The sequence below is a fragment of the Limnohabitans sp. JirII-31 genome, from assembly GCF_002778315.1.
Taxonomy (GTDB): Bacteria; Pseudomonadota; Gammaproteobacteria; order Burkholderiales; family Burkholderiaceae_C; genus Limnohabitans.
Genome location: NZ_NESA01000005.1, coordinates 141,411 through 166,325 on the forward strand (window position 1 = coordinate 141,411; position 24,915 = coordinate 166,325).

Genomic DNA, 24,915 nt, shown 5'->3' on the forward strand with positions numbered 1-24,915 from the left:
CGGGCTATGTTCAGGCGGTGGCCAAGCGGGCAGCCAATGCTGCTTTGGTGGCTGTCATTTCAACCGGCAGGTGGTAGGCCAGTTGGGTGAACAGCTCTTCGTGCAACTTCAACTCTTCCACCCAAGCGGCTTTGTCGACGTGGGTGACGGTTTTGAATTGGTCGGCCGAGAAATTGAGGCCGGTCCAGTTCAGTTCGTTGTACGAGGGGCTGATGCCGAACACGTTCTCGGCGCCTTGGGCGGTGCCTTCGATGCGGTCGATCATCCACTTGAGCACGCGCATGTTCTCGCCGTAACCAGGCCACACAAATTTGCCGTCTTCGCCCTTGCGGAACCAGTTGACACAGAAGATGGCGGGCAACTTGGCCTTGGCTTGGGTGAGCTTGTCGCCCATGTCGAGCCAGTGCTGGAAGTAGTCGCTCATGTTGTAGCCCGTGAACGGCAGCATGGCGAAGGGGTCGCGGCGCACCACGCCTTGCTGGCCAGCGGCTGCAGCGGTGGTCTCCGAGCCCATCGTGGCGGCCATGTAGACGCCTTCGGTCCAGCTGCGTGCTTCGGTCACCAAAGGCACGGTGGTGGAGCGACGGCCACCGAAGATGAAGGCGTCGATCACCACGCCGGCAGGGTCGTCCCAGGCGGGGTCGAGGGCCGGGTTATTGGTGGCTGCGACGGTGAAGCGTGCGTTGGGGTGGGCGGCTTTGGCACCGGTTTCTTTGGCAATCTGGGGCGTCCAGTCTTTGCCTTGCCAGTCGATCAGGTGATCGGGCAATTTGCCGGTGTCTTTGTCCATGCCTTCCCACCACACGTCGCCGTCGTCGGTCAGGGCGACGTTGGTGTAGATCACGTTCTTGTCCAGGCTGGCCATGCAGTTGGGGTTGGTGTGGAAGTTGGTGCCAGGGGCCACACCAAAGTAACCCGCTTCGGGGTTGATGGCGTAAAGCTTGCCGTCGTCGTGCGGCTTGATCCAGGCAATGTCGTCACCGATGGTGGTGACTTTCCAGCCTTCAAAGCCAGCGGGTGGCACCAGCATGGAGAAGTTGGTTTTGCCACAGGCGCTGGGGAAGGCTGCAGCCACGTGGTACTTTTTGCCCTGGGGGTTGGTCACACCCAAAATCAGCATGTGTTCGGCCAACCAGCCTTGGTCGCGGCCCATGTTGGAAGCGATGCGCAGCGCAAAGCACTTCTTGCCTAGCAGCGCATTGCCGCCGTAGCCCGAACCATAAGACCAGATTTCGCGGGTCTCGGGGTAGTGCACGATGTACTTGGTCTTGTTGCACGGCCACGTCACGTCGGTTTGGCCAGCGGCCAGTGGTGCGCCCACGGTGTGCACGCAAGGCACAAACGCGCCGTCGGTGCCGATCACGTCGTACACGGCTTTGCCCATGCGGGTCATGATTTTTTGGCTCACGGCCACATAAGGGCTGTCCGACAGTTCAATGCCTACGTGGGCAATGTGCGAGCCCAAGGGGCCCATGCTGAACGGAATCACGTACATGGTGCGGCCTTGCATGCAACCGTCAAACAGAGGTTGCAAGGTGGCGCGCATGTCGGCGGGAGCCACCCAGTTGTTGGTGGGGCCGGCGTTTTCTTTTTTCTCAGAACAGATGTAGGTGCGGTCTTCCACGCGCGCCACATCGGTGGGGTCGGAGCAAGCCAAGAACGAGTTGGGCCGTTTGACTGGGTTGAGTTTTTTGAAGGTGCCGGCGTCGACCAATTGCTGGCACAGGGCGTTGTATTCCTCTTCGCTGCCATCACACCAATGAATCTTGGCGGGTTTGCACAAAGCGGCCATCTCGGCTACCCAAGCGATCAGCTTGGGGTTCTTCACATAAGCGGGTGCGTTCATCAAAGCTCCTAAGTCAAAAATTGTTGGAGGTCAGGGCTCAGCCGACCGCGTAGGGCGCGAAGCCCTGACCTCAAACAATTTCATCCTGATGACAAAAGGTCGCACATTCTAAGAATGGATGGCCTTACCCAGGCTTGCAAAGGTGACTCAAAGCAGAAAAAGAACCCAAAAGGGTGCAAAAAAGCGCCTGAGAAGGCGCTTTTTTGAGGTGCTCTGCCGCTTTGGCGACAGATTTGGTGCATCAAGACATGAACACGGCGATGAACGCCAGCAAGAAAATCAGGATAGCACCCGCCACAGGCAGCACGATGGGCATCAGGGGGACGATGGACTCCACAACGTCTTGTTCGCCGTTGTGGGGTGTGTGGTTGTCGTGGGACATGTGGGTTTCCTCAATCGATGAATGCTGCGAATTCTAAATCAGCTGCGACATGGGCCCGGGCGATGTGGGCTTGGGTCACGCATGGGTGACCACGCGCAAGACTTCTTCGCCATAGGCTTCGAGCTTTTTCACGCCAATGCCGGCAATGCCTTGCAAGGCTTCCAAGCTGTCGGGACCGGCCTGCGCGATGGCACCCAAAGTGGCGTCGTGAAAAATCACATACGCGGGCAGGTTGTGGGCGCGTGCCACTTCGGCCCGCCAAGCTTTGAGCGCCGCATAGCGGATCTGGCCTTGGGCATCCAGTTCAACGGGCGCGGGCTTGGCCGCCCCGCTCGTGCCCCGTTTGGCTTTGCGATCAGCCGGTGTGGACACCGAAGCGCGCAAGCGCACCGTGACTTCGCCTTTCAAAACGGCGCGTGAGGCCTCGGTCAAATACAGCGTGCTGAAGGCTTGGGCATCCACGCCCAAGGCGCCGATGGCGATGAGCTGGCGCAACACCCCGCGCAACTGCACCTCGGTGAAGTGGGCGCCAATGCCAAACGTGCTCAAGGCCTGGTGGCCGTATTGCTGTACTTTTTCAGTGGTCTTGCCGCGCAAGATGTCCATCAGATGCCCGGCTCCGAAGGAGATGCCGCTTTGTTGTTGCACCCGGTAGATGGTGGACAGCAGCATGCGGGCCGCTTCGGTGCCGTCCCAAATCTCGGGGGGCTGAAGGCAGTTGTCGCAGTTGCCGCAAAAATACTGAAGTGCCCCCACGCTCGGCACTGGCGTGTCCTCGCTGCCCCCCGAGGGGGTTGGCCTGCCTTGGGAACGGCCCGGCGGCAGTCCGGCTGCCCCCACGCTCGGCACTGGCGTGTCGGGTTGGTAGGTTTCGCCAAAGTAGCGCAGCAGCCGCACGCGGCGGCAGTCGGTGGCTTCGGCCAGGGCCAGCAGGGCGTCGAGTTTGCCGCGCATGACTTGTTTGAAGTCTTCTCCCGCTGGGCTCTCGTCGATCATGCGGCGCTGGTTGACCACATCGTTCAGGCCATAGGCCATCCAGGCGTGGGCGTCTTGGCCATCGCGACCGGCACGCCCGGTTTCTTGGTAGTAGCCTTCGATGTTTTTGGGCATGTCCAGATGCGCCACAAAGCGCACATCGGGTTTGTCGATGCCCATGCCAAACGCCACGGTGGCGACCATCACCAAACCTTCTTCGCGCAAGAAACGGTTTTGGTGCCGCTGGCGAATCGCGCCGTCCAAGCCCGCGTGGTAAGGCAACGCGGCAATGCCGGCGTCGCACAACAGCTTGGCCACTTCTTCCACCCGTCGGCGAGATTGGCAGTAAACGATGCCGCTGTCTTGGCCCCAGGCCCCGCTGTGTTCGCGTTGGATGAAGCGCAGCAACTGCAAGGAGGCGTCTTTTTTCTCGACGATGGTGTAGCGGATGTTGGGACGGTCAAAGCTGCTGACAAACTGTTGGGCGTCCTCCAACTGCAAACGCTCCACGATGTCCGCGCGGGTGAGGGCATCGGCAGTGGCGGTGAGTGCCAGGCGCGGCACGCCCGCATAGCGTTCGTGCAGCACGGTGAGGGCGCGGTACTCTGGGCGAAAGTCGTGGCCCCATTGGCTCACGCAATGCGCTTCGTCAATGGCAAACAGGCTGAGCTGCCCTTGGGCATGCAGGGCATCGAGCTGGGCCAAAAAGCGGGGCGTGGTGACGCGCTCTGGCGCGGCATACAGCAAGGTGATGTCGCCCCGGCGCAGCCGTTGCTCCACCGCATAGGCTTCTTCGCCGCTCAGGCTGGAGTTGAGAAAGGCCGCTTCCACACCGGCTTCGTGCAGCGCGCCCACCTGATCGTGCATGAGCGCGATGAGGGGTGACACCACGATGGTGATGCCGTGACCCATGCGCTGGCGCGCAATGGCCGGTATTTGGTAGCACAGCGACTTGCCGCCACCCGTGGGCATGAGCACCAGCGCGTCGCCACCGGCGCACACGTGCGCCACGATGGCTTCTTGCGGACCACGGAATGCGTTGTAACCAAAAACCTCGCGCAGGATGTCGTGCGTGCTTACATCTGTTCCCACGGCAGCCCATCAAAGCGCCAGCCGTTGAGGCTAGAACGCTGGAAGTTGGCGTTCAAGTCGCCTTCAAACCCGTGCAACACGTTCACCACGTCGGTGAAGCCTGCGGCCTCTAAGGCGCGACCTGCATCGACTGAGCGCTGGCCGCTGCGGCACAACAGCACCACCGTGCGGTCTTGGCGGCCCGCTTCGGCAAGCACTGCGGCACAAAACGCTGGCGCGTCGGTGGTGAACTCGGGGTATTCGTACCAGGAAATATGCACCGCACCCGGCGGGCGACCCACATACATGGACTCGATCTCCATGCGGATGTCGATCATCAGCACGTCGGGATTGGCTTGCATCAGGGCCCAGGTATCGGAGGGAAGCAGGTTTCGCATGGGGCGTGATTGTCCCTCTTCTTACAATCTCCCCATGACCCAGTCTTACACCCGAGCCCAACAATTGCCCGCATTGCTGGCCCAACGCATTGTCATTTTGGACGGTGCCATGGGCACCATGATTCAGCGTTTCAAGCTGAGCGAGGCCCAATACCGGGGTGAAGGCTACACCGGCCCCGACGCGCAGTACGCGCGTTTCAAAGACTTTCACAAAGACGTCAAAGGCAACAACGAGTTGCTCAGCTTGACGCGTCCCGATGTGATTCGCGACATCCATGAAAGCTATCTCGCAGCGGGTGCCGACTTGATTGAGACCAACACCTTTGGTGCGACCACGATTGCCCAGGCCGATTACGACATGGCCGATTTGGCCCGCGAGATGAACCTGCGCTCGGCCCAAATTGCGCGCGCAGCCTGCGACAAATACAGCACCCCCGAGAAGCCCCGCTTTGTGGTCGGCGCTTTGGGCCCCACGCCCAAAACGGCCAGCATCAGCCCGGATGTCAACGATCCCAGCGCACGCAATGTGGATTTCGAGCAGTTGCGCGCAGCGTATTACGAGCAGGTGCAAGCCTTGGTGGAGGGTGGCGCTGATGTGCTGATGGTGGAAACCATTTTTGACACGCTCAACGCCAAAGCCGCCTTGTTTGCGATTGACGAGTACTTCGAGGCGAGCGGTGAGCGCTTGCCCTTGATCATCAGTGGCACCGTGACCGATGCCTCAGGGCGCATCTTGAGTGGCCAAACCGTGACCGCGTTTTGGCACAGCGTGCGCCATGCCCAGCCGCTGGCGGTGGGCTTGAATTGCGCGTTGGGTGCGGCGCTGATGCGTCCCTACATCCAAGAGTTGGCGCGGGTGGCAGGCGACACCTTCATCAGTTGCTACCCCAATGCGGGCTTGCCCAACCCCATGAGCGACACTGGATTTGACGAAACACCCGATGTGACAGCCCGCTTGCTGCACGAGTTTGCGGCCGAGGGGTTGGTCAACATCGTGGGCGGCTGCTGCGGCACCACCCCTGAGCACATCGCGGCCATTGGTCAAGCGGTGTCTGACCAACATACCCGTGCTTTGAGTGCGGGCCCTTTCTACCGCGAATCTGCGTAAGGCGTAATCCATGTCACACCATCTCCTGAGCGCCTGTCAGGCGGCCCAACAACTAGCCCAACGCACACTGCGTGCTGAAGACTTGGTGCGTGATTGCTTGGCCCGCATCGACGCCCGTGAAGCTGAGGTGCAGGCTTGGAACCATGTGGCGCGCGATGCCGCACTAGCGCGTGCGCGGGCTTTGGACCAAGGTGCCCACCAAGGCTTGTTGCATGGCCTGCCGATTGGTGTGAAAGACCTGATCGCCACCGCCGATATGCCCACTACCTATGGCTCGCCCATCTATGCCGGGCATCAACCGGCCAACGACGCCAGTTGTGTGGCCTTGGCGCGTGCGTCGGGCGCGGTGGTGTTGGGCAAAACCGTGACCACCGAGTTCGCCACCTTTCAGCCCAACCAAACCCGCAACCCGCACAACACGGCGCACACGCCAGGTGGCTCGTCGTCGGGCTCGGCGGCTGCGGTGGCCGATGGCATGGTGCCGCTGGCGTTGGGCACGCAAACCGCAGGCTCGCTCACGCGACCTGCTGCGTATTGCGGCATCGTGGCGTTCAAGCCCAGTTTTGGGGGCATCAACCGTGCCGGGGCCAAGCCTTTGTCGGACACGCTTGACACCGTGGGCACCCTGGCGCGCAGCGTGCCCGATGCGGCCTTGTTTGCTGCGGCCTTGAGCGGTCGCCATGACTGGTTGGTGCGCCCCATGGGCGAACACCTGGCCCGCCCCTTGCGCGTGGGCCTGTGTCACACCTATGAGTGGCCGCAGGCTTTGTCCGAAACCCAAGACGCCATGCAGCAAGCGGCTGCGCGCATTCAAGCGTCGGGTGCGATGACCTTGCACGAGGTGCGCCTGCCCGTGGACTACGAGCTGCTGGTGCAGGCTCAAACCCACATTCAGTTGGCTGAACAAGCCCAGTGTTTGGCCTACGAACGCTTGCAACATTTTGAGCGCTTGAGCCCGCGCTTGCAGGGCATCATGCAATCGGGAGTGGCCGTGACCGCTGCGCAATACGACCAGGCCCAAGCCTTGGTGGCGCGCTGCCGCGCCCAGTTGGCTGATGTGTTCAAAGATGTGGATGTGCTGCTCGCGCCCAGCGCAGCAGGTGCGGCACCAGTGGGCTTGGACAACACGGGTGACCCGGTGTTTTGCCGCATCTGGACCGTGCTGCACACCCCCACGGTGAACATTCCAGCAGGCCACGCGCCCAACGGCATGCCTGTGGGGTTGCAGGTGGTGGGGCCGGTGGGGGGTGATGCGTTCACGTTGGCTGCTGCGCATGCGCTGCACCAGTTAAAATAACGCCTTCCCCAAGGAGCGTTGCAGCTTCATCCCACCGTGTCTGGTGCGTGCGTGAAGTCAGGCTTGGGGCCGTATCTTTGCAACGACGCTCACCTGAACGATGACCCCAGGTGAGATCCCCCATGAATTCGATAGCCGTTCCTCCCATGAAACTGTCTGGTTTAGAGCCAGTCTCTATTGGCGCGGACACTTTGTTCGTCAACGTCGGTGAGCGCACCAACGTGACGGGCTCCAAAGCCTTTGCTCGCATGATCTTGAACGGCGAGTACGAGCAAGCCCTGGCCGTGGCCCGTCAGCAGGTGGAGAACGGCGCGCAAGTGATTGACGTCAACATGGACGAAGCCATGTTGGACAGCCAGGCCGCGATGGTGCGTTTTTTGAACCTGATGGCAGGCGAACCCGACATCGCCCGCGTGCCGGTGATGGTGGACTCCAGCAAGTGGTCGGTCATCGAAGCGGGCTTGCGCTGCATCCAAGGCAAGGGCATCGTCAACTCGATCAGCATGAAAGAAGGTGTGGAGGAGTTCAAGCGCCAGGCCAAGTTGGTCAAGCGTTATGGCGCGGCAGCGGTGGTGATGGCGTTTGATGAAAAAGGCCAAGCCGACACCTACGCGCGCAAGATTGAGATTTGCGAACGCGCTTACCGCGTGCTGGTGGACGAGGTGGGCTTTGCGCCCGAAGACATCATCTTTGACCCGAACATCTTTGCCATTGCCACCGGCATTGAAGAGCACGACAACTATGCGGTCGACTTCATCGAAGCCACGCGCTGGATCAAGCACAACTTGCCCGGCGCCAAGGTGAGTGGCGGCGTGTCGAATGTGTCGTTCAGTTTTCGTGGCAACGACCCGGTGCGTGAAGCCATCCACACCGTGTTTCTGTACCACGCCATCAAAGCAGGCATGGACATGGGCATCGTCAACGCCGGCATGGTGGGCGTGTACGACGACTTAGAACCCACGCTGCGCGAGCGCGTGGAAGACGTGGTGTTGAACCGCACTCCGAAGTACAAAGACGGCGAAGAACACCTCACCCCTGGTGAGCGTTTGATTGAAGTCGCCGAAAGCGCCAAAGGCGCGGCCAAAGACGACAGCGCCAAACTTGCTTGGCGTGGCACGCCGGATGTGCCCGTGTCGGTGGAGGCGCGTCTGAGCCACGCGCTGGTGCATGGCATTACTGACTTCATCTCGGAGGACACCGAAGAGGCTTACCAGGCCATTTTGGCCAAGGGTGGGCGCCCTTTGCATGTGATCGAAGGCCCCTTGATGGACGGCATGAACGTGGTGGGCGATCTGTTTGGCCAGGGCAAGATGTTCTTGCCCCAGGTGGTCAAGAGCGCCCGCGTGATGAAGCAGGCTGTGGCGCATTTGGTGCCCTACATCGAAGAAGAAAAACGCTTGCAGGCCGCTGCGGGTGAAGACGTGAAAGCCAAGGGCAAGATCGTCATGGCTACCGTCAAAGGCGACGTGCATGACATTGGCAAGAACATCGTGACTGTGGTCTTGCAGTGCAACAACTACGAAGTGGTGAACATGGGCGTGATGGTGCCTTGCCATGAAATTTTGGCTAAAGCCAAAGAAGAAAACGCCGACATCATTGGCTTGTCCGGTCTGATCACGCCCTCGTTGGAAGAAATGCAGTACGTCGCCGGCGAAATGCAAAAAGACGACTACTTCCGCAGCCGCATGATGCCGCTGATGATTGGCGGCGCCACCACCAGCCGTGTGCACACCGCTGTGAAGATCGCTCCGCATTACGAAGGTCCGGTCGTGTATGTGCCCGACGCTTCGCGCAGCGTGGGCGTGGCGCAAGGCTTGTTGTCAGACCAAGCGGCGACCTACATTGCTGAGCTCAACGCCGACTACGCCAAAGTGCGCGAACAGCACGCCAATAAAAAACAAACGCCCTTGGTCACGCTGGCGCAAGCGCGTGCCAACGCCACGCCTATTGGCTGGGACATCTACAAGCCGACCAAGCCCAAATTCATCGGGCGTCGGGTGTTCAAAAACTTTGATCTCGCCGAGTTGGAAAAGTACATCGATTGGGCACCGTTCTTCCAGACCTGGGATTTGGCCGGACCCTATCCCGCCATCTTGGATGATGCGGTGGTCGGCGAGGAAGCCAAGAAGGTGTTCGCCGATGGCCAGGCGATGTTGAAAAAAATCATTGCCAACCGTTGGCTCACCGCCAATGCGGTGGTGGGCCTGTACCCCGCCCAGCGGATGGGTGACGACATCGTGTTGTATGCCGACGAAAGCCGCCAACAACCCGTGATGACTTGGTATGGCCTGCGCCAGCAAACCGTGAAACCACAAGGGCGTCCCAACCGGTGTCTGGCCGACTTTGTGGCCGACCAAACCCAAGCGGCCGATTACGTGGGCCTGTTTGCGGTGACGGCGGGCATTGGTTCTGAGAAGCAAGAAAAGCGCTTCATCGATGCGCACGATGACTACTCGGCCATTTTGTTCAAGGCCCTGGCTGACCGCTTGGCAGAAGCTTTTGCTGAATGCATGCACCAGCGCGTGCGCACCGATTTGTGGGGCTATGCGGCCGACGAGGCGTTGAGCAACACGGAGCTCATTCAAGAAAAATACCAAGGCATTCGTCCTGCACCCGGCTACCCGGCGTGTCCCGACCACAGCGCCAAAAAACCCATGTTTGAACTTTTGCAGTGTGACGACATTGGCATGGGCGTGACCGAGAGCCTGGCCATGACGCCAGCGGCCAGCGTGAGCGGCTTTTATTTGGCACACCCCGACGCGACGTACTTCAACGTGGGCCGTATTGGTGATGATCAGGTGAATGACTTGGCGCAGCGCCAGGGGGTGGCGGTCAAAGACCTGACGCGTTTGTTGGCACCTAATTTGTAAACAGCGGCGACGTTTGCGACACGTTTGCAAAACACAAAGGGCGCTCCTCGGAGCGCCCTTTGTGTTGGGGAGCATGGTGCGTCAAGCCTTGAGGCAAGCACTCATTTTTTGTTTGCGCTCGTCGCCTTTGAGTCCTGCGGCTTCTTCGTTGCAGCGCTTCATTTTGTTTTGTTGTGAGCCAGTGCCTTTGGACTTGGCTGTTTCTGTGTCGGCAGCAGGCGCTTTGGCGCTCAGGCACTCCTTCATGAAGGCTTTGCGCTCGTCGCCTTTCTTGCCTTCGGCGCTCTTGTTACAAGTGGCCATCTTGGTTTGCTGGGTCGGTTTGTCGCCTTCGGCGTGTGCGGTGTTGAAAGCCAAGGCGCACGCCAAGCTGGTCCATGCCAAAAGTTTGTTCATCGTGTTTCTCCGTTGTGTGAAAGTGAAGCCCTCATGCAACCGCAGCGAGGGTCGATAAATTCGATCACGCACAACCCAAACGGGAACACATCGCACACAGATAAAAAGTGAGCCATACCTTCTCAGTGCGTGGACAGAACCCGTCTGTATTGCACCGCTTCTGCCACATGCGCGGTATGGACGGCATCGCTCTCGGCCAAGTCGGCGATGGTGCGCGCCACACGCAGCACGCGGTGGATGCTGCGGCTTGACCAGCCGAGTTTGGTGGCGGCATGGTTCAAAAACTGTGTGGCGGCTGTGTCGAGACGCAGGTGGGTCTCAAGCGCTTGTCCATGCAATGCTTGGTTGGGTGCGCCTTGCCTGGCCATGGCCCGGGCATGGGCGTTTAAGCAACGCATGCGGACTTGCGCTGTGCTTTCGCTGGGCCCGGATTGCAGCAACACCTCGGAGGCCAGTGCCGGAACTTCCACTTGCAAATCAATGCGGTCTAGCAGCGGGCCGCTGAGTTTGGCTTGGTAACGCGCGACTTGGTCTGGCGTGCAGCGGCAGGCCTTGATGGCTGAGCCCAAGTGGCCGCATGGGCAAGGGTTCATCGCAGCAATCAACTGAAACTGCGCCGGAAACTCCGCTTGCGTGGCTGCACGTGACAAGGTGATGTGCCCGCTCTCTAGTGGCTCACGCAGTGCTTCGAGTGCGCGCCTGGGAAACTCAGGCAGTTCGTCCAAAAACAACACGCCGTGGTGTGCGAGCGAGATTTCGCCGGGACGTGGTGGCGTGCCTCCGCCGACCAGCGCAACGGAGGTGGCGGTGTGGTGTGGACTGCGCGTGGGGCGTTGCATCCACTGCGACAATGCAAACCGACCCGCCAAGCTGGCAATGGCGGCACTCTCTAAGGCTTCGTCCAAGCTCATGTCTGGTAACAACGCGGCAAAGCGCTGCGCGAGCATGGATTTGCCCGAGCCCGGGGGACCGATAAACAGCAGCGAATGACCGCCTGCGGCGGCGATTTCAAGCGCACGTCTGGGGACGGCTTGACCTTTGACATCGGCCAGATCAGCACCGTCATGGGGCCGTGAGCCGTTCTTTGGTGCAGGCAATAGCCGAGCCCAACCCGTTCCATCGGGGGGAGGTGCTTGCACTTGGCTAGCTTCTGATTTGGCAAAGTGCGCAACCACATCTTTCAAATGGTGCGCACAGTACACCTCGGCAGTAGGAACCAAAGCCGCTTCTTCGGCGCTGGTGCGTGGCAGCACCAAGCGTGTGCGTACCCCCGCGCCATGCAAAGCCAGCCCCATGGCCAAGGCCCCGCGTACCGGGCGCAGCTCGCCCGAGAGCGACAACTCACCTGCAAACTCGTGCAGTGCCAAGGCTTCGGTATTCAGTTGCCCATGAGCGGCCAAGATGCCGAGCGCGATGGGCAAATCGAAGCGCCCCGAATCTTTGGGCAGATCCGCAGGGGCCAAATTGACGGTGATGCGTTTGTTGCTGGGAAAGTCGAACCCCGAATTTTGAATGGCGCAGCGCACCCGTTCACGCGCCTCTTTGACCTCGGTGTCGGCCAAGCCCACCAGGGTGAAACTGGGCAAGCCATTGGCCAGATGCACCTCGACCGTCACGGCAGGAGCACGCAATCCCAACAGCGCACGGCTGTGAATCAAAGCAAGTGTCATGGCTTTCTTTCGTGTGATTGAGCCCCAATGCAGGGCAAGCAAGGCGAAGGTGCGCACCAAATATGTGCGCCAAAATGGTTCTGTGTTCAGACTACCGCATCACTTTGGGGGGTTGTGTAGGTGCGATAAACACTTTTGTTTACTCCTTCCCTGGCACGGACCCTGCTAACTGAACATGTACCCAATCTTTTTCATGGAGAAAACAAATGAACATCAAGTCCAAACTTCTGCTGGCCCTCTTGGCCACCTCTTCGGCTGCTTTTGCTCAAACCGCACCTGCTGCGCCTGAGTCGACCTTGGGCTACAACGTGGGTGTGGTGAGCGAGTACCGCTACCGCGGCATTGCACAAACGCACGGCCAACCTGCGCTGCAAGGTGGCGTGGATTACGCGAACACCAATGGCTTTTACCTGGGGGCTTGGGCTTCAACCATTCGTTGGATCAAAGACAACAGCACGGCAGCTAGCCCAGTCAAAGGTCCCGTTGAAATCGACCTTTACGGTGGCTACAAAGGCGAAGCAGCTGGTTTGGCTTATGACGTGGGTTACCTGCGCTACCAATACCAGGGCAACACCCTGAAAGACACGGGAACAGGCACGACGTGGACCAATGCCAACACGGACGAAATTTATGGGGCAGTGACTGCTGGCGCTTACACCGCAAAGTACTCTTATTCTTTGTCTGACTTGTTCGGCAACATCAACTCCAAAGGCAGCACCTACATTGACTTGAGCGCCACCTTTGATCTGGGTGACGGCTACTCGCTGGTCCCCCACGTTGGCCGTCAAGTGGTGAAGAACACCGCTGCTGCCAATTACACAGACTTGGCGTTGACTTTGAACAAAGATCTGGGTGACGGCTTGTCTGCCAGTGCATCTGCAATCAGCACAAACGGTAATGGCGCTTCGGGTGGCTTCTACAGCAGCCCTTACCAGTCCTTCAACCAAGCCAAGAGCACTGTTGTCCTTGGCGTGAAATACAGCTTCTAAACCAAGCGCGTCGTCTTCTCTAGGAGCAACCATGAAACTCATCACCGCCATCATCAAACCTTTCAAGTTGGACGAGGTTCGCGAAGCCTTGTCGCAAATTGGGGTTCAAGGCATCACTGTCACAGAAGTCAAAGGCTTTGGCCGTCAGAAAGGTCATACCGAGTTGTATCGCGGTGCCGAGTACGTGGTTGACTTCTTGCCTAAGGTCAAGATTGAAGCCGCTGTGGCTTCAGAACAAGTCGACCGCGCCATCGAAGCCATTGAGGGTTCTGCCCGCACCGGCAAGATTGGCGACGGCAAGATTTTTGTCTACGACCTCGAACAAGTGGTTCGCATTCGCACCGGTGAAACCGGTCCCGAAGCCCTTTGATCGTGTCGCACAGACGCCCTTTTTGAAAGACCCCATCATGAAAAAACTGCTTGCCTCCCTCGCCCTCGGGCTAGGCCTGCTGCTCGGCGGCTCTGCCGTCATGGCGCAGACCGCAGCGCCCGCTGCTCCTGTTGCTGAAGCCAAGGCCACTGCGCCAGCTGCTGCTGCTGCAGCCGCCGCACCTGCTGCTGCCGAAGCTGCTCCAGCTCCCGTGCCTAACAAAGGCGATACCGCTTGGATGACCGTGGCCACTGTGCTCGTGATTCTGATGACCATCCCTGGTCTGGCCTTGTTCTACGGCGGTTTGGTCCGCAGCAAGAACATGCTGTCCGTGTTGATGCAGGTGTTTGTCGTGACCTCCTTGATTTATGTCTTGTGGGTGATCTACGGCTACTCCATGACCTTCTCGGCGGGTAATCCGTTCATTGGTGGACTGGACAAGTTGTTCTTCAAAGGCATCACGCCTGACTCCATTGCTGCCACGTTCAGCAAAGGTGTGGTGATTCCCGAGTTGACCTTCGCTGCCTTCCAAGCCACGTTTGCGGCCATCACTTGTACCTTGATCGTGGGTGCTTTCGCTGAGCGCGCTCGCTTCTCTGCGGTGTTGTTGTTCTGCGCTTTGTGGTTCACCTTCAGCTACATGCCTGTGGCCCACATGGTTTGGTATTGGGACGGCCCTGACGCCATCACCGACGCTGCTTCTTTGGAAACTGTCACAGCTGCCGCAGGTTGGTTGTGGGCTAAGGGTGCACTCGACTTCGCTGGCGGTACCGTCGTGCACATCAACGCTGCTGTGGCAGGTTTGGTGGGCGCTTATGTGATCGGCAAGCGCACGGGTTATGGCAAAGAGTCCATGGCACCTCACAGCTTGACCTTGACCATGGTGGGCGCATCGCTGCTGTGGGTGGGTTGGTTCGGTTTCAACGCAGGTTCTAACCTGGAAGCCAACGGCGTGACCGCACTGGCATTCATCAACACCTTGGTGGCCACCGCTGCTGCAACCTTGAGCTGGATCACCGGGGAGTCCCTGTCTAAAGGCAAAGCCTCCATGTTGGGTGCTGCTTCGGGTGCTGTGGCTGGTTTGGTGGCGATCACCCCAGCTTGCGGATTCGTGGGCCCCATGGGTGCCATCGTGATCGGTTTGTTGGCAGGTTTCTTGTGCCTGTGGGGTGTCAACGGCCTCAAGCGCATGCTCGGTGCTGACGACTCGCTCGACGTGTTTGGCGTCCACGGCGTGGGCGGTATCTTGGGTGCTTTGTTGACCGGTGTGTTTGCTGCGCCTTCTTTGGGCGGCACGGGCATCTTTGACTACGTGGCCAATGCGGTGAGCCCTGAGTACTCCATCTCAGGTCAAGTGTGGATTCAGTTCCAAGCCGTGATCACCACCATCGTGTGGTCGGCCGTGGTGTCTTACATCGCCTACAAACTGGTTGACTTGGTCTTGGGTCTGCGTGTCTCTGAAGAAGAAGAGCGCGAAGGCTTGGACATCAGCTCACACGGCGAAACGGCCTACCACCGTTAATCCATCCAGGTTTATTTCAAGTTTTCCTTGGACTTTGAGCCCGCCTAACCGGCGGGCTTTTTTTATTTTTGATCAAGCTGTTCAAAAAATTCAAACCCTGCATTCCAGCCTGCCGCTAACATGCCTGCCATGCAAGCGACCCTGCACTATTTCTCCGAGCGCTTACGCGCCGCATCCAGCAACGCCACACCTCTGCGTTTTCGTGGTGGCGGCAGCAAAGACTTCTATGGTCAAACACTGCAAGGCGAAGTCTTAGACACCCGTGCGTACCGCGGCATCTTGAGCTACGAGCCCAGCGAGTTGGTCATCACCGTGCGTGCGGGTACCCCCATGGCCGAAGTGCAAGCTGCCTTGGCCGAACAAGGCCAGTGCTTGCCGTTTGAGCCGCCGCTGTTTGGCGCGGCCACGGTGGGTGGCATGGTGGCTTCGGGATTGGCGGGCCCTGCCCGTGCCAGTGTGGGCACGGTGAGGGACTTTGTGTTGGGTGTGCGCATGCTCAATGGCCAAGGACAAGACTTGACGTTTGGTGGCCAAGTGATGAAGAACGTGGCGGGCTATGACGTGTCGCGTTTGATGGCGGGTAGCTTGGGGCAGTTGGGGTTGATCACCGAGGTGTCCTTGAAAGTCCTGCCCGTGGCGCCTGCCGAAGCCACCTTGATGTGTGCGGGCGTGGGGCAGTCTCAGGCCCTGAGTTTGCTCAACCAGTGGGGCGGGCAGCCGCTGCCGCTCAATGCCAGTGCTTGGGTGCACGACGACACCTTGCCTGTTGCACAAGACTGTTTGTTTGTGCGTTTGCGCGGTGCGGTGGCGGCGGTGGAAGCGGCGGTGCAGAAGATGGGCGCGCAAGTGCAGGCCCTTGGCGCAGCCGTGACGCGCATGGACAACGCCCAGGCCATGCCTGATTGGCAGGCCAGTGGCGAGCAGACCTTGCCTTTCTTTACCCAAGCGCCAACGCCGGATGCGTGTTTGTGGCGCTTGTCGGTGCCGCAAACAGCGCCTGCGCTCAACGTGCAGGCCTTGTTGGGCTTGCCGGACCGTCAATACGTGGAGTGGCATGGCGCACAGCGCTGGGTCTGGGCCGCCGCGTCGCAGGCGGGCGCATTGCGTGCGTTGGCACACAGCGCGGGTGGTCATGCCGTGTTGTTCAGAACCAGCACGTTGCACGGTGACGCAGACAAGGCGGTGGGTGTGTTTTCGCCGCTCGATGCGGTGCAGCAACGCATCCAGGACCAACTGAAAAAACAATTCGATCCAGCGGGTATCTTGAACCCAGGGCGCATTTGAAAGCAGCACATCCATCATGCAAACCCACCTCGCCCCCGAATACCAAGACACGCCGCAAGGTCGTGAGGCCGAAGCGATTTTGCGCAAATGCGTGCATTGCGGTTTTTGTACCGCCACCTGTCCGACGTACCAATTGCTGGGTGATGAGTTGGATGGGCCGCGTGGTCGCATCTACCTGATGAAGCAGGTGTTGGAGGGTGCACAGCCCACGCGCAAAACCCAGTTGCACCTGGACCGCTGCCTGACCTGTCGCAACTGCGAGAGCACCTGTCCGAGTGGGGTGCAATACGGCCATTTGGTGGACATTGGCCGCCAATTGGTGGATGCCAAAGTGCCTCGCCCCTTGGGTGAACGGGTGGTGCGTTGGGCGCTCAAAGAAGGCTTGCCATCGCCCTTGTTTGCCCCGGCGATGAAGCTGGGCCAAGCCGTGCGTGATGTGCTGCCTGCCGCCTTGCGCGCCAAAGTGCCCGCGCCTCAAACGGCAGGTACATGGCCCACGCAAACCCACGCGCGGCAAGTGCTCATGCTGGCTGGGTGCGTGCAACCGGCCATGTTGCCCAACATCAACAGTGCCACCGCACGTGTGTTGGATGCTGCGGGCATTCAAACTTTGGTTGTGCCTAAAGCGGGTTGCTGTGGGGCCGTGAAGTTTCACCTCAATGACCACGAGGGTGGCAAGGACCACATGCGCGCCAACATCGATGCCTGGTGGCCGTTTGTGCAGCAAGGGGTCGAAGCGATTGTGATGAACGCGTCGGGCTGTGGTGTGATGGTCAAGGACTATGGCCACGTGCTGCGCGATGATCCCGTCTATGCCGAGAAAGCACAACGCATCAGCGCGCTCACGCGCGACCTGAGTGAGCTGTTACCTGCATTGGTGCCCGTGCTCAAACCCAAACTCAAGGCCGCAACCTTGGCGCAAGCAGGCCTGCAAGCCTTCCATCCGCCTTGCACTTTGCAGCATGGTCAACAGCTCAAAGGTGGGGTGGAAAAACATCTGGCTGATTTGGGTTTTGCGGTGCAAGTGGCTGAGGTGGAGTCCCATTTGTGCTGTGGCTCGGCGGGCACCTACTCTGTCTTGAACCCGGACATTGCGTACACATTGCGCGACCGCAAGCTGGGTCACTTAGACGCCTTGCAACCGCAAGCGATTTTGAGTGCCAATGTGGGCTGCATCACGCACTTGCAAAGTGGCACCGCCTTGCCAGTGAAGCACTGGATAGAGGTGGTGGACGCGGCGTTGGCCTGAGTGCCGCGCGGCGTCACTGTGCGCGCGATGTGGCAACGGCTTGCAGTGGTGACAGGCCGTGTGAGGTCCAAAAATGCGGCGAATCAAGCAGCAGCGCCTCGATCTGCGCGCACAGTTGTTTGCGGTCAAAGGGTTTGAGCACAAGGCCGTTCATGCCCGCTTGCATGCAACGTGCGTGGTCGTCGGTGTTGACGTTAGCGGTCAAGCCCAACACCGGGACATGGCATTGAGGTTCGGGGAGTTCGGTTCGTAGCGCGGCCGTGGCAGCGATGCCATCCATCACCGGCATGACCATGTCCATCAACACCAAATCAAACGCATGACCGCGCAAGGCGTTCATGGCTTCTACCCCGTTGGTGGCTTGCTCCAGATCGGCTTTGGGCCAACGTGATTGAACGACTTGGCAAGCCAGCAAGCGGTTGACGGGGTTGTCGTCCACCACCAGTACGCGCAAGGGCAGGTCTTGCCAGGTTATTTCCAAAGAAGAGGGTGTGTTGGTTTCACGAAGCGCCGATGCGGCGACCAGCGGCAAGCGAAACCAAAACCGTGAGCCCACGCCAAGCGCGCTCTCAACACCCATCGTGCCACCCATCAGCGTCACCAAATGGTGACCAATCGAAAGACCCAAACCATTGCCACCATACAGGCTGGCCGTTTGTGGTGTGGCTTGCTCGAACCGGTCGAAGATTTTGTCCAATCGGTGTGGGGCAATGCCGATGCCGGTGTCTTTGACCACGAACAGCAAGTCATTGCCCGCGCGGCTGACGTGCAGCGTGACCGAGCCACGATGCGTGAACTTGAGCGCATTGCCTAGCAAATTCACCAGAACTTGTACCAGTCGATGGCGGTCACCCATCACGATGGCAGGCAGGTCATCTTGAATGTCCAAGGTGTATTCAATTTTCATGCTTGCGACGCGTTGTTGGAACAACGCGAATGCGCTGCGTGCTGTTTTGATCAGATCGAATGGCTCATGCTGCACAGAGATCTTCCCGGTCTGCATCTGCGAGTAATCCAGGATGTCGTTGATGACCGTGAGCAGGTGGTCTGCCGATTGGTTGACCAGGCTCACCACTTCGGATGCGCGCGGGTTGTGCGCTAGCTGTTGTTGCAGCAAATCGTTGAAACCCAAAATGGCGTTCATGGGTGTGCGCATTTCATGGCTCAGCGCCGCGATGAAAGAATTCTTTTGGGTTTGTGCCCTCAGCAGCTCTGCGCGTTTGCTCAACAACTCGGCTTGACGTTGCTGGTTGCGTTGCAGACTTTTTCTGAATAGGTGTTCATAAAACAAAGGCAATATGAGCACACTCAGCGCAATGGCGATGTGGTTGCTCAGAGACCACCAGCCAAGCCGCATATCGGTGGTGTGGTCTGCCGGAATGTAGCCAAACCAAGCCAAGACAGCCAAAGTAGTCATGCACAGCAGGCTGATGAGCATCCATGCCAGTCCGTGTCGAATACCCAGGACAAACAATGGTGACAAGGGCAACAGCACCAACCATCCGGTGGTGGCTGCAAATATGCCACCCGTCAACATGGAGACATAGGCCACGCGAGCCACGGCATACAGCGTGCCAAGCGTGAGCCCTATGACGGGTGGCAAGCCTTTGATATGGGCGTAAGTGAGCAATAAAAACACCAAACCGATGTCGATGCTGGTAGTGCCTGCGGGCATGAAGTCAAAGTAATGAAAGAGCGTGGCGATCAGGACCAAGAACAACGTAAAAAACAAATAAAACGAGCCCTGGATTTTTTTGTGTGCCGAGGTGTCATGCGTCATCGAGCACTCCCTCTGCGCTCAGCAACGCGTGTACGCGGTCGAACAATTGCAGTTTGTCAATGGGCTTGTGCAGCACGGCGTTCATCCCCGCCATCAAGCATGTGGCACGGTCGCTCGGATGGGTGCTGGCGGTCAAGCCCACGATGGGGATGCGACATATGGGTTCGGGCAACTGGGTGCGTATTTCGCGTGTGGCTTGCGCGCCATCCATGTCGGGCATGATCATGTCCATCAAGATGATGTCGACAGGCGATGTCATCACTTGCTCCAGGCAACTTTTTGCACTGTGTGCCGTCATCACACTCGCTTGTGGCCATAAGGTTCGACAGAAGTGCACGGCCACTTGCAAATTCACGGCGTTGTCGTCGACCACCAGAATGCAAAATTTGGCGTCTGCTTGGCTTGGCAGGTTTGCTCTGGGTGGACTGGGTGCATCACAAGGTTGGCACGGAATACAAAACCAAAAATATGAGCCCTGACCAGGTTGGCTTCGCACCCCGATCTCACCTCCGAACAACTGCACCAGGCGCTCGCAAATCGACAAGCCCAGGCCTGCGCCACCAAACTGCCGACGCGTTTCTGCGTCTGCATGTTCAAAGCGGTTAAAGATGATGCGTTGAAGCTCCAAAGGGATGCCCACGCCCGAATCGATGACATCAAAGCGCAGCGCATTTCCTTGCCGACGCAGACCCAGACACACTTCGCCTTGTGCGGTGAACTTGAACGCGTTTTCAAGCAAGTGGCACAGGATTTCTTTGACGCGCAAGGGGTCGGTCATCACCCAGGCGGGCAATCCGTCTTCGATCTGGGTGACAAACCGCACCGGGCTGTCGGGTTGCTGTGCAAACGACCCAACGCACACGTGCAAGGCTTCGTACAAATGCACAGGGACTTGTTGCAGTTGCAGCCGACCGGCTTGCAGCTGTGAAAAATCCAAGATGTGGTTGGTCAATTTCAGCAGGCGTTCGGTGGAGTCCCGAATCAAATCGACCGTCGCTTCAGCTTTAGGGTCGCCTTTGACTTCGCCCCGCAACACATCGTTGAAGCCCAAAATGGCGTTCATCGGCGTGCGTAACTCATGGCCGACACCCGCCACAAATGCGTCTTTGTAGGACTCGGCCTGAATCAGCTCTTCGCGCATCCTCTCCAGTTCTTGGTTGCGTGTTTTGACCGATGCCATTTGGCGGCTGTGCAACACGTGGTACATCATGGGAATCATGAACACAGCCAACATGACCGTCACTTTGGCGAGCAAGGCCCAGCCGACGTACTGCGGCGCAAGGTAGAAGTGCTCTTGCAAAACCCCAAGATAGGTTGCAACTGCCAGCATCACCATGGTCAGCACCACCACCCCTGCCCACACCAAGGCCGCGGTTTGGCCGATGAAAAACACGGCGGGAATGGGCAACAACGCCATGCAAATGAGCTTGGGCGAATTGATGCCACCGGTTTGTTGCGTCACCGTCAGTATCAAGGCCAGGCCAATCAGCAGCATGGCATGCACAACGGCACGCATGCTCCAGCCAGCCCACAGATAACCCACCAACAAAATCAGCAAGCCAGCAGAAGTGGCCAGTTGAACCCAACGGTGCTCAGGCGGGAGGGGTGAGTTGATGAAGTAAAAAGCCAAGCAATCGAGCACCATGGTGCTCAAAAAGATCACCAACATCACATGTTTTTGACGGGGCAAATCCTGAGGAAATGCATTGAGCCAAGTTTTGTAGAGAGGCTGCATGCATCGATAGTACCCATAAATCCGTAAAAAGTAACAAAAATAAAACTAAATAGTAATATTTGTTACTTTAAAAATCTATTTTTACCTATCGTTGAGCGCGGCTTCAATGGCCGGTGCCAGTTTGGCGGGGGTGTCTTGCGGTGCGTAGCGCTTGATCACGTGCCCATCCTTACCCGCCAAGAACTTGGTGAAATTCCATTTGATTGCTTCGCTGCCCAGCAAGCCTGGGGCTTCGGCCTTGAGCCATTGATACAAAGGGTGGGCTGCGTTGCCGTTGACATCGATCTTGGCCATCATCTCAAAGCTCACGCCGTAATTTTTTTGGCAAAAAGCGCCAATCTCGGCGTTGCTGCCCGGGTCTTGTGCGCCAAATTGGTTGCAAGGAAACCCCAGCACCGTCAACCCTTGGTGTTGATAGCGTTGGTGCAAGTCCTCCAATCCAGCGAATTGCGGTGTAAACCCACATGCGCTCGCGGTGTTGACGATCAGCACCACCCGATCTTTCAGGGCGGACAAGGGCATGACACTGCCATCCAACCGGATCGCTTCAAAGTCATAGAGGGTGCTCATCGTGTGTCTTTCGTAAGGGGTGTACGTTGAGATTGTGAGGCCAACAGTGCGGCCAGAACGATCAAGCCACCACCCAGCGCAATGCGCCAAGTCAGCACCGATGCGCCCAGACTGACCGAAGAAACGCTGGCAAACACCACCTCAGACAGCATCACCATCGATGTGGTGTGAGCACTCAGGCGTGCTGCACCATATTGCAGTGCTAAGTTGCCCATCAGAAAAGCCAAGGTCAGCACCAACGCCCAGGGCCACCAAGCGGCCACATCCCAGGTCAACCCAGGTAGCAAGCCCGAGGCTTGCGCCAACACCGCACACAACAAAGCCATGAGTGCACCGCCGCCAAACATGGCCACCATGCGCGAAGGCTCCGGGGTGTGCTGCAAGCGCAACAGCAACACATTGGTGAGGGCAAAGCTCAGCCCCCCCATCAAAGCCAGCAGGTCAGGCAAGCTTTGCGGCACAGGCCATGGCGTATCGGGCGTTTTGAGCACCAGCACCACGCCGAGCAAGGCCAAGCCCATGCGTGCAAGCGCTGGGGTGTTGGGGCGCTCGCCCAACAACCACCAGGCCAGCAGCAGCGACCACGTGGGCATCAAATAAAACAGCAACACCACCCGCACCACATCGCCTGTGGTCACGGCCCAGTTAAAGCCGACATTGGTCAGCCCTGAGGCCACCAACAGCCACCACAGTTCGGGGTGTTGTTTCAGGCCACGCCACGCCGAAGGGCGCCACAACGTGATGCAGATCCAGGCGGTGGTGAACACACAGGCGGTGGTCCACAAGGGGTGCAAGCCATCGGCATGCAATTGACGCAAAGGCCACCAAGAAAGGCCCCACACCAAGGCATTCAAGCCCAGGGCCAAGACGGGCAGCAGGCGCGGTGTGTTCACCTCAGCCGTGCAAGTCGTCGTTGCGTGCGATGTGCATCAAGCGCGCCAACTCTTCGCGGTGGTGGATGTGGTTCGACTCGTGCCAGAGTTTGATCAGCCACATCACATAGGCGACCAACACGCCAAACGCGGTGATGGCGCCAAAGGCACTCAAGCCCATGCTGGTGCACAGGGTGTACAGCCCACCCAGGCCCAAGATGCACAGTTGTTCATTCAGGTTTTGTACGGCGATGGAGCGACCCGCCCCCATCAGGTTGTGACCACGGTGCTGGAGCAAGGCGTTCATGGGCACCACCAAAAAGCCGCCCAAGCCACCCAGCACAATCAAGAACGGCACGGCGATCCACAGGTTGTCGATGAAGTTCATGGCCACCACGCACACGCCCATCAAGATGCCCAAAGGCATCAGGCGTGTGGCGTGGTCGAGGCGCATCTTCATGGACGCTGCGACCGCACCCACCGCTGTGCCAATGGCCACCACGCCCACTAGGCTGGACGCCTGCGTGGTGGTGTAGCCCAAAGCTGCCGCACTCCAGGCCAACACGATGTAGCGCAGGTTGCCACTCACACCCCAAAACAAGGTGGTGGTGGCGAGAGAAATTTGTCCCAGCTTGTCGTGCCATAAGCGCTGGGTGCAGTGCCAAAAGTCTGGAATCAGCGCCCACAGATTGCGCGCCATGCTTTTTTCAGGATCCAAACGCATGGGAATCAACGCAGCACCGGTGTAGGGAATGCGGGTGTTGAACCAAGCCGCCAGCGCGTAGATCAGCACCAGCAAGCAAATCGCAGCTTCGCTGGGTGTGTCGATGCCCGTGGTCACAAACGGCACATCCAAAGACAACAAAGCACTCGAGAGCGCATGGCCGACCAACTGGCCGCCCAACAACACACCCAAGATGATGGAGGCAATCGTCAGTCCTTCAATCCAGCCATTGGCCTTGACCAACTGGGAGGAGGGCAACAGCTCCGTCAAGATGCCGTATTTGGCGGGTGAATAAGCTGCCGCACCCAAACCCACCACGGCATAAGCAGCCAGAGGGTGTACGCCAAACAGCATCATCAAGCAGCCGATGACTTTGATGCTGTTGCTCATCAGCATCACCTGGCCTTTGGGTTGCGAGTCGGCAAATGCGCCCACGAACGGGGCCAGCACCACATAAAACAGCGCAAACATGGGCACCAAGGCCGCGCGTTGCCATTCCGCAGCGCCATCTGCTTTGAGGAGTTCAACCGCGGTGACAAACAACGCGTTGTCGGCCAACGAACTGAAAAACTGGGCCGACATGATGGTGTAAAAACCGCGCTTCATGAAACATGGGCATGCCGTCGCCAGCGACGTGACATGCAAACTCCTCTTTCTTATGGATCGCAACGCTTTGGTTATATCACGCGGGTGCCACAATATTGACCATGCCCCGCCCGATACAAGCCATCGTTCACACCCAAGCCCTTCGTCACAACTTGCAGCAAGTCCGTACGGCAGCACCCGATGCACGGGTTTGGGCGGTGGTCAAAGCCAATGCGTATGGCCACGGCATTGAGCATGTTTTTGAGGGGCTGCGAGGCGCGGATGGCTTTGCCTTGTTGGACTTGGACGAGGCCCAACGCGTGCGTACTTTGGGCTGGCGTGGTCCGGTGTTGCTGCTGGAAGGCGTCTTTGAAGCCCGCGATTTAGAACTTTGTTCGCGTTTGGACCTGTGGCACACGGTGCATTGCGACGAACAAATCGACATGCTCAGCCGTCATAAAACGCAGGTGCCGCACAGGGTCTTTCTCAAAATGAACAGTGGCATGAACCGCTTGGGCTTTAAACCACAAAGTTTTCGCTCAGCATGGAATCGTTTGAACCAACTGCCGCAAGTGGATGAAATTTCTCTCGTCACCCACTTCAGCGATGCCGATGGCCCGCGAGGCGTGGCCGAACAAATGGCCGTGTTTGCCCGCACCACCCAAGACTTGCCGGGTGAGCGCAGCACCGCCAACAGCGCCGCGTCGCTGCGCCATGCACAAGCGCCTGAAGTGGCCGCCGATTGGGTGCGTCCTGGCATTGCGTTGTACGGCAGCGCCCCCGACTTTCCTGAGCATGACCTGGCGCATTGGCATCTACAGCCGACGCTGAGTTTGCGCAGCCAAATCATTGCGGTGCAAGAGCTGCAAGCAGGCGACAGCGTGGGCTATGGCTCGTTGTTTCGCGCCGAAGCGCCCTTGCGCATGGGGGTGGTGGCATGTGGCTATGCCGATGGATACCCGCGCCATTGCCTCACGGGCACACCGGTCTTGGTCCATGGGGTGCGCACCCGCACCTTGGGGCGCGTGAGCATGGACATGCTCGCGGTTGACCTCACGCCTTGTCCCCAGGCCGGTTATGGCAGCGAAGTCACCTTGTGGGGGCGTGCCTCCAATGGCGCCGTGCTGCCCATCGACGAGGTGGCCCATGCCGCAGGCACGGTGGGTTACGAGCTGATGTGCGCTGTCAGCGCGCGCGTTGGTTTTCAAGTCGACTGAGTCAC

Annotated in this window: 20 protein-coding genes and 1 riboswitch; of the genes, 9 read left to right on the top strand and 11 right to left on the bottom strand. The window is 58.8% G+C overall.

All coding sequences use genetic code 11. The features are described from left to right. Positions 1-10: 10 nt before the first annotated feature. From B9Z41_RS08375 to B9Z41_RS08385, 4 genes are all read right to left on the bottom strand, one after another. Entirely contained in the window at positions 11-1,846 is a 1,836-nt protein-coding gene (locus B9Z41_RS08375) for a phosphoenolpyruvate carboxykinase (GTP) (RefSeq protein WP_100146605.1), read from the bottom strand. Between the two features lie 241 nt (positions 1,847-2,087). After that, positions 2,088-2,228, bottom strand: a complete 141-nt coding sequence (locus B9Z41_RS17135) for a hypothetical protein (protein WP_199172959.1) — start codon at positions 2,226-2,228, stop codon at positions 2,088-2,090. Positions 2,229-2,303: 75 nt separating this feature from the next. Continuing rightward, the gene (locus B9Z41_RS08380; RefSeq protein WP_100146606.1) at positions 2,304-4,295 is read right to left on the bottom strand and encodes a RecQ family ATP-dependent DNA helicase; all 1,992 of its coding nucleotides are present in this window, start codon (positions 4,293-4,295) and stop codon (positions 2,304-2,306) included. Then, the gene (locus B9Z41_RS08385) at positions 4,280-4,672 is read right to left on the bottom strand and encodes a rhodanese-like domain-containing protein (protein WP_100146607.1); all 393 of its coding nucleotides are present in this window, start codon (positions 4,670-4,672) and stop codon (positions 4,280-4,282) included. The genes B9Z41_RS08380 and B9Z41_RS08385 overlap by 16 nt, the downstream gene beginning before the upstream one ends. Positions 4,673-4,706: 34 nt before the next feature. Between B9Z41_RS08385 and B9Z41_RS08390 the strand changes: the two genes are divergently transcribed. The 3 genes from B9Z41_RS08390 (at position 4,707) to metH (ending at position 9,947) form a co-directional block, all read left to right on the top strand. Continuing rightward, positions 4,707-5,780: a homocysteine S-methyltransferase family protein gene (locus tag B9Z41_RS08390; protein ID WP_100146608.1), complete on the top strand. Its 1,074-nt coding sequence runs from the start codon at positions 4,707-4,709 to the stop codon at positions 5,778-5,780. A 10-nt stretch (positions 5,781-5,790) separates the two neighbouring features. Further along, positions 5,791-7,077: an amidase gene (locus B9Z41_RS08395; protein ID WP_100146609.1), complete on the top strand. Its 1,287-nt coding sequence runs from the start codon at positions 5,791-5,793 to the stop codon at positions 7,075-7,077. A gap of 4 nt (positions 7,078-7,081) precedes the next feature. Continuing rightward, positions 7,082-7,175: riboswitch (S-adenosyl-L-homocysteine riboswitch) on the top strand. 48 nt (positions 7,176-7,223) lie between these two features. Next, complete coding sequence (gene metH, locus B9Z41_RS08400) at positions 7,224-9,947, top strand: methionine synthase (protein WP_100146610.1); 2,724 nt, start codon at positions 7,224-7,226, stop codon at positions 9,945-9,947. 81 nt (positions 9,948-10,028) lie between these two features. Here metH and B9Z41_RS08405 read toward each other — a convergent pair whose 3' ends face one another. Together B9Z41_RS08405 and B9Z41_RS08410 are read right to left on the bottom strand one after the other, a co-directional pair. Beyond that, positions 10,029-10,343, bottom strand: a complete 315-nt coding sequence (locus B9Z41_RS08405) for a PsiF family protein (protein ID WP_100146611.1) — start codon at positions 10,341-10,343, stop codon at positions 10,029-10,031. Positions 10,344-10,465: 122 nt separating this feature from the next. After that, on the bottom strand, positions 10,466-12,013 hold the full coding sequence (locus tag B9Z41_RS08410; RefSeq protein ID WP_100146696.1) for a YifB family Mg chelatase-like AAA ATPase: 1,548 nt from the start codon (positions 12,011-12,013) through the stop codon (positions 10,466-10,468). A gap of 206 nt (positions 12,014-12,219) precedes the next feature. Here B9Z41_RS08410 and B9Z41_RS08415 point away from each other — a divergent pair, with 206 nt between their 5' ends. The 5 genes from B9Z41_RS08415 to glcF all read left to right on the top strand — a co-directional run bounded on the left by B9Z41_RS08415 (position 12,220) and on the right by glcF (position 17,427). Then, on the top strand, positions 12,220-13,002 hold the full coding sequence (locus B9Z41_RS08415; protein WP_100146612.1) for a TorF family putative porin: 783 nt from the start codon (positions 12,220-12,222) through the stop codon (positions 13,000-13,002). A 31-nt stretch (positions 13,003-13,033) separates the two neighbouring features. Continuing rightward, positions 13,034-13,372 (top strand): P-II family nitrogen regulator, encoded by a 339-nt coding sequence (gene glnK, locus B9Z41_RS08420; protein WP_100146613.1) that lies wholly within the window; start codon positions 13,034-13,036, stop codon positions 13,370-13,372. Positions 13,373-13,409: 37 nt separating this feature from the next. After that, positions 13,410-14,894, top strand: coding sequence for an ammonium transporter (locus tag B9Z41_RS08425; protein WP_100146697.1), 1,485 nt, complete (start codon positions 13,410-13,412; stop codon positions 14,892-14,894). A 129-nt stretch (positions 14,895-15,023) separates the two neighbouring features. Beyond that, positions 15,024-16,178, top strand: a complete 1,155-nt coding sequence (glcE, locus tag B9Z41_RS08430) for a glycolate oxidase subunit GlcE (protein ID WP_100146698.1) — start codon at positions 15,024-15,026, stop codon at positions 16,176-16,178. 16 nt (positions 16,179-16,194) lie between these two features. Then, on the top strand, positions 16,195-17,427 hold the full coding sequence (gene glcF, locus B9Z41_RS08435; RefSeq protein WP_100146614.1) for a glycolate oxidase subunit GlcF: 1,233 nt from the start codon (positions 16,195-16,197) through the stop codon (positions 17,425-17,427). 13 nt (positions 17,428-17,440) lie between these two features. Here the strand turns inward: glcF and B9Z41_RS08440 are convergent, their stop codons facing one another. The 5 genes from B9Z41_RS08440 to lplT form a co-directional block, all read right to left on the bottom strand. Continuing rightward, positions 17,441-19,207: an ATP-binding protein gene (locus B9Z41_RS08440; RefSeq protein WP_100146615.1), complete on the bottom strand. Its 1,767-nt coding sequence runs from the start codon at positions 19,205-19,207 to the stop codon at positions 17,441-17,443. Continuing rightward, on the bottom strand, positions 19,197-20,942 hold the full coding sequence (locus B9Z41_RS08445; protein ID WP_100146616.1) for a hybrid sensor histidine kinase/response regulator: 1,746 nt from the start codon (positions 20,940-20,942) through the stop codon (positions 19,197-19,199). The genes B9Z41_RS08440 and B9Z41_RS08445 overlap by 11 nt, the downstream gene beginning before the upstream one ends. 81 nt (positions 20,943-21,023) lie before the next feature. Next, complete coding sequence (locus tag B9Z41_RS08450; protein ID WP_100146617.1) at positions 21,024-21,512, bottom strand: glutathione peroxidase; 489 nt, start codon at positions 21,510-21,512, stop codon at positions 21,024-21,026. Then, positions 21,509-22,405: a DMT family transporter gene (locus tag B9Z41_RS08455; RefSeq protein ID WP_233202597.1), complete on the bottom strand. Its 897-nt coding sequence runs from the start codon at positions 22,403-22,405 to the stop codon at positions 21,509-21,511. Before B9Z41_RS08455 ends, B9Z41_RS08450 begins: the two co-directional genes overlap by 4 nt. A gap of 1 nt (position 22,406) precedes the next feature. After that, positions 22,407-23,714, bottom strand: coding sequence for a lysophospholipid transporter LplT (gene lplT / locus B9Z41_RS08460; protein WP_100146618.1), 1,308 nt, complete (start codon positions 23,712-23,714; stop codon positions 22,407-22,409). Between the two features lie 101 nt (positions 23,715-23,815). Between lplT and alr the strand changes: the two genes are divergently transcribed. Next, complete coding sequence (gene alr / locus B9Z41_RS08465; protein WP_100146619.1) at positions 23,816-24,910, top strand: alanine racemase; 1,095 nt, start codon at positions 23,816-23,818, stop codon at positions 24,908-24,910. Positions 24,911-24,915: the final 5 nt, after the last annotated feature.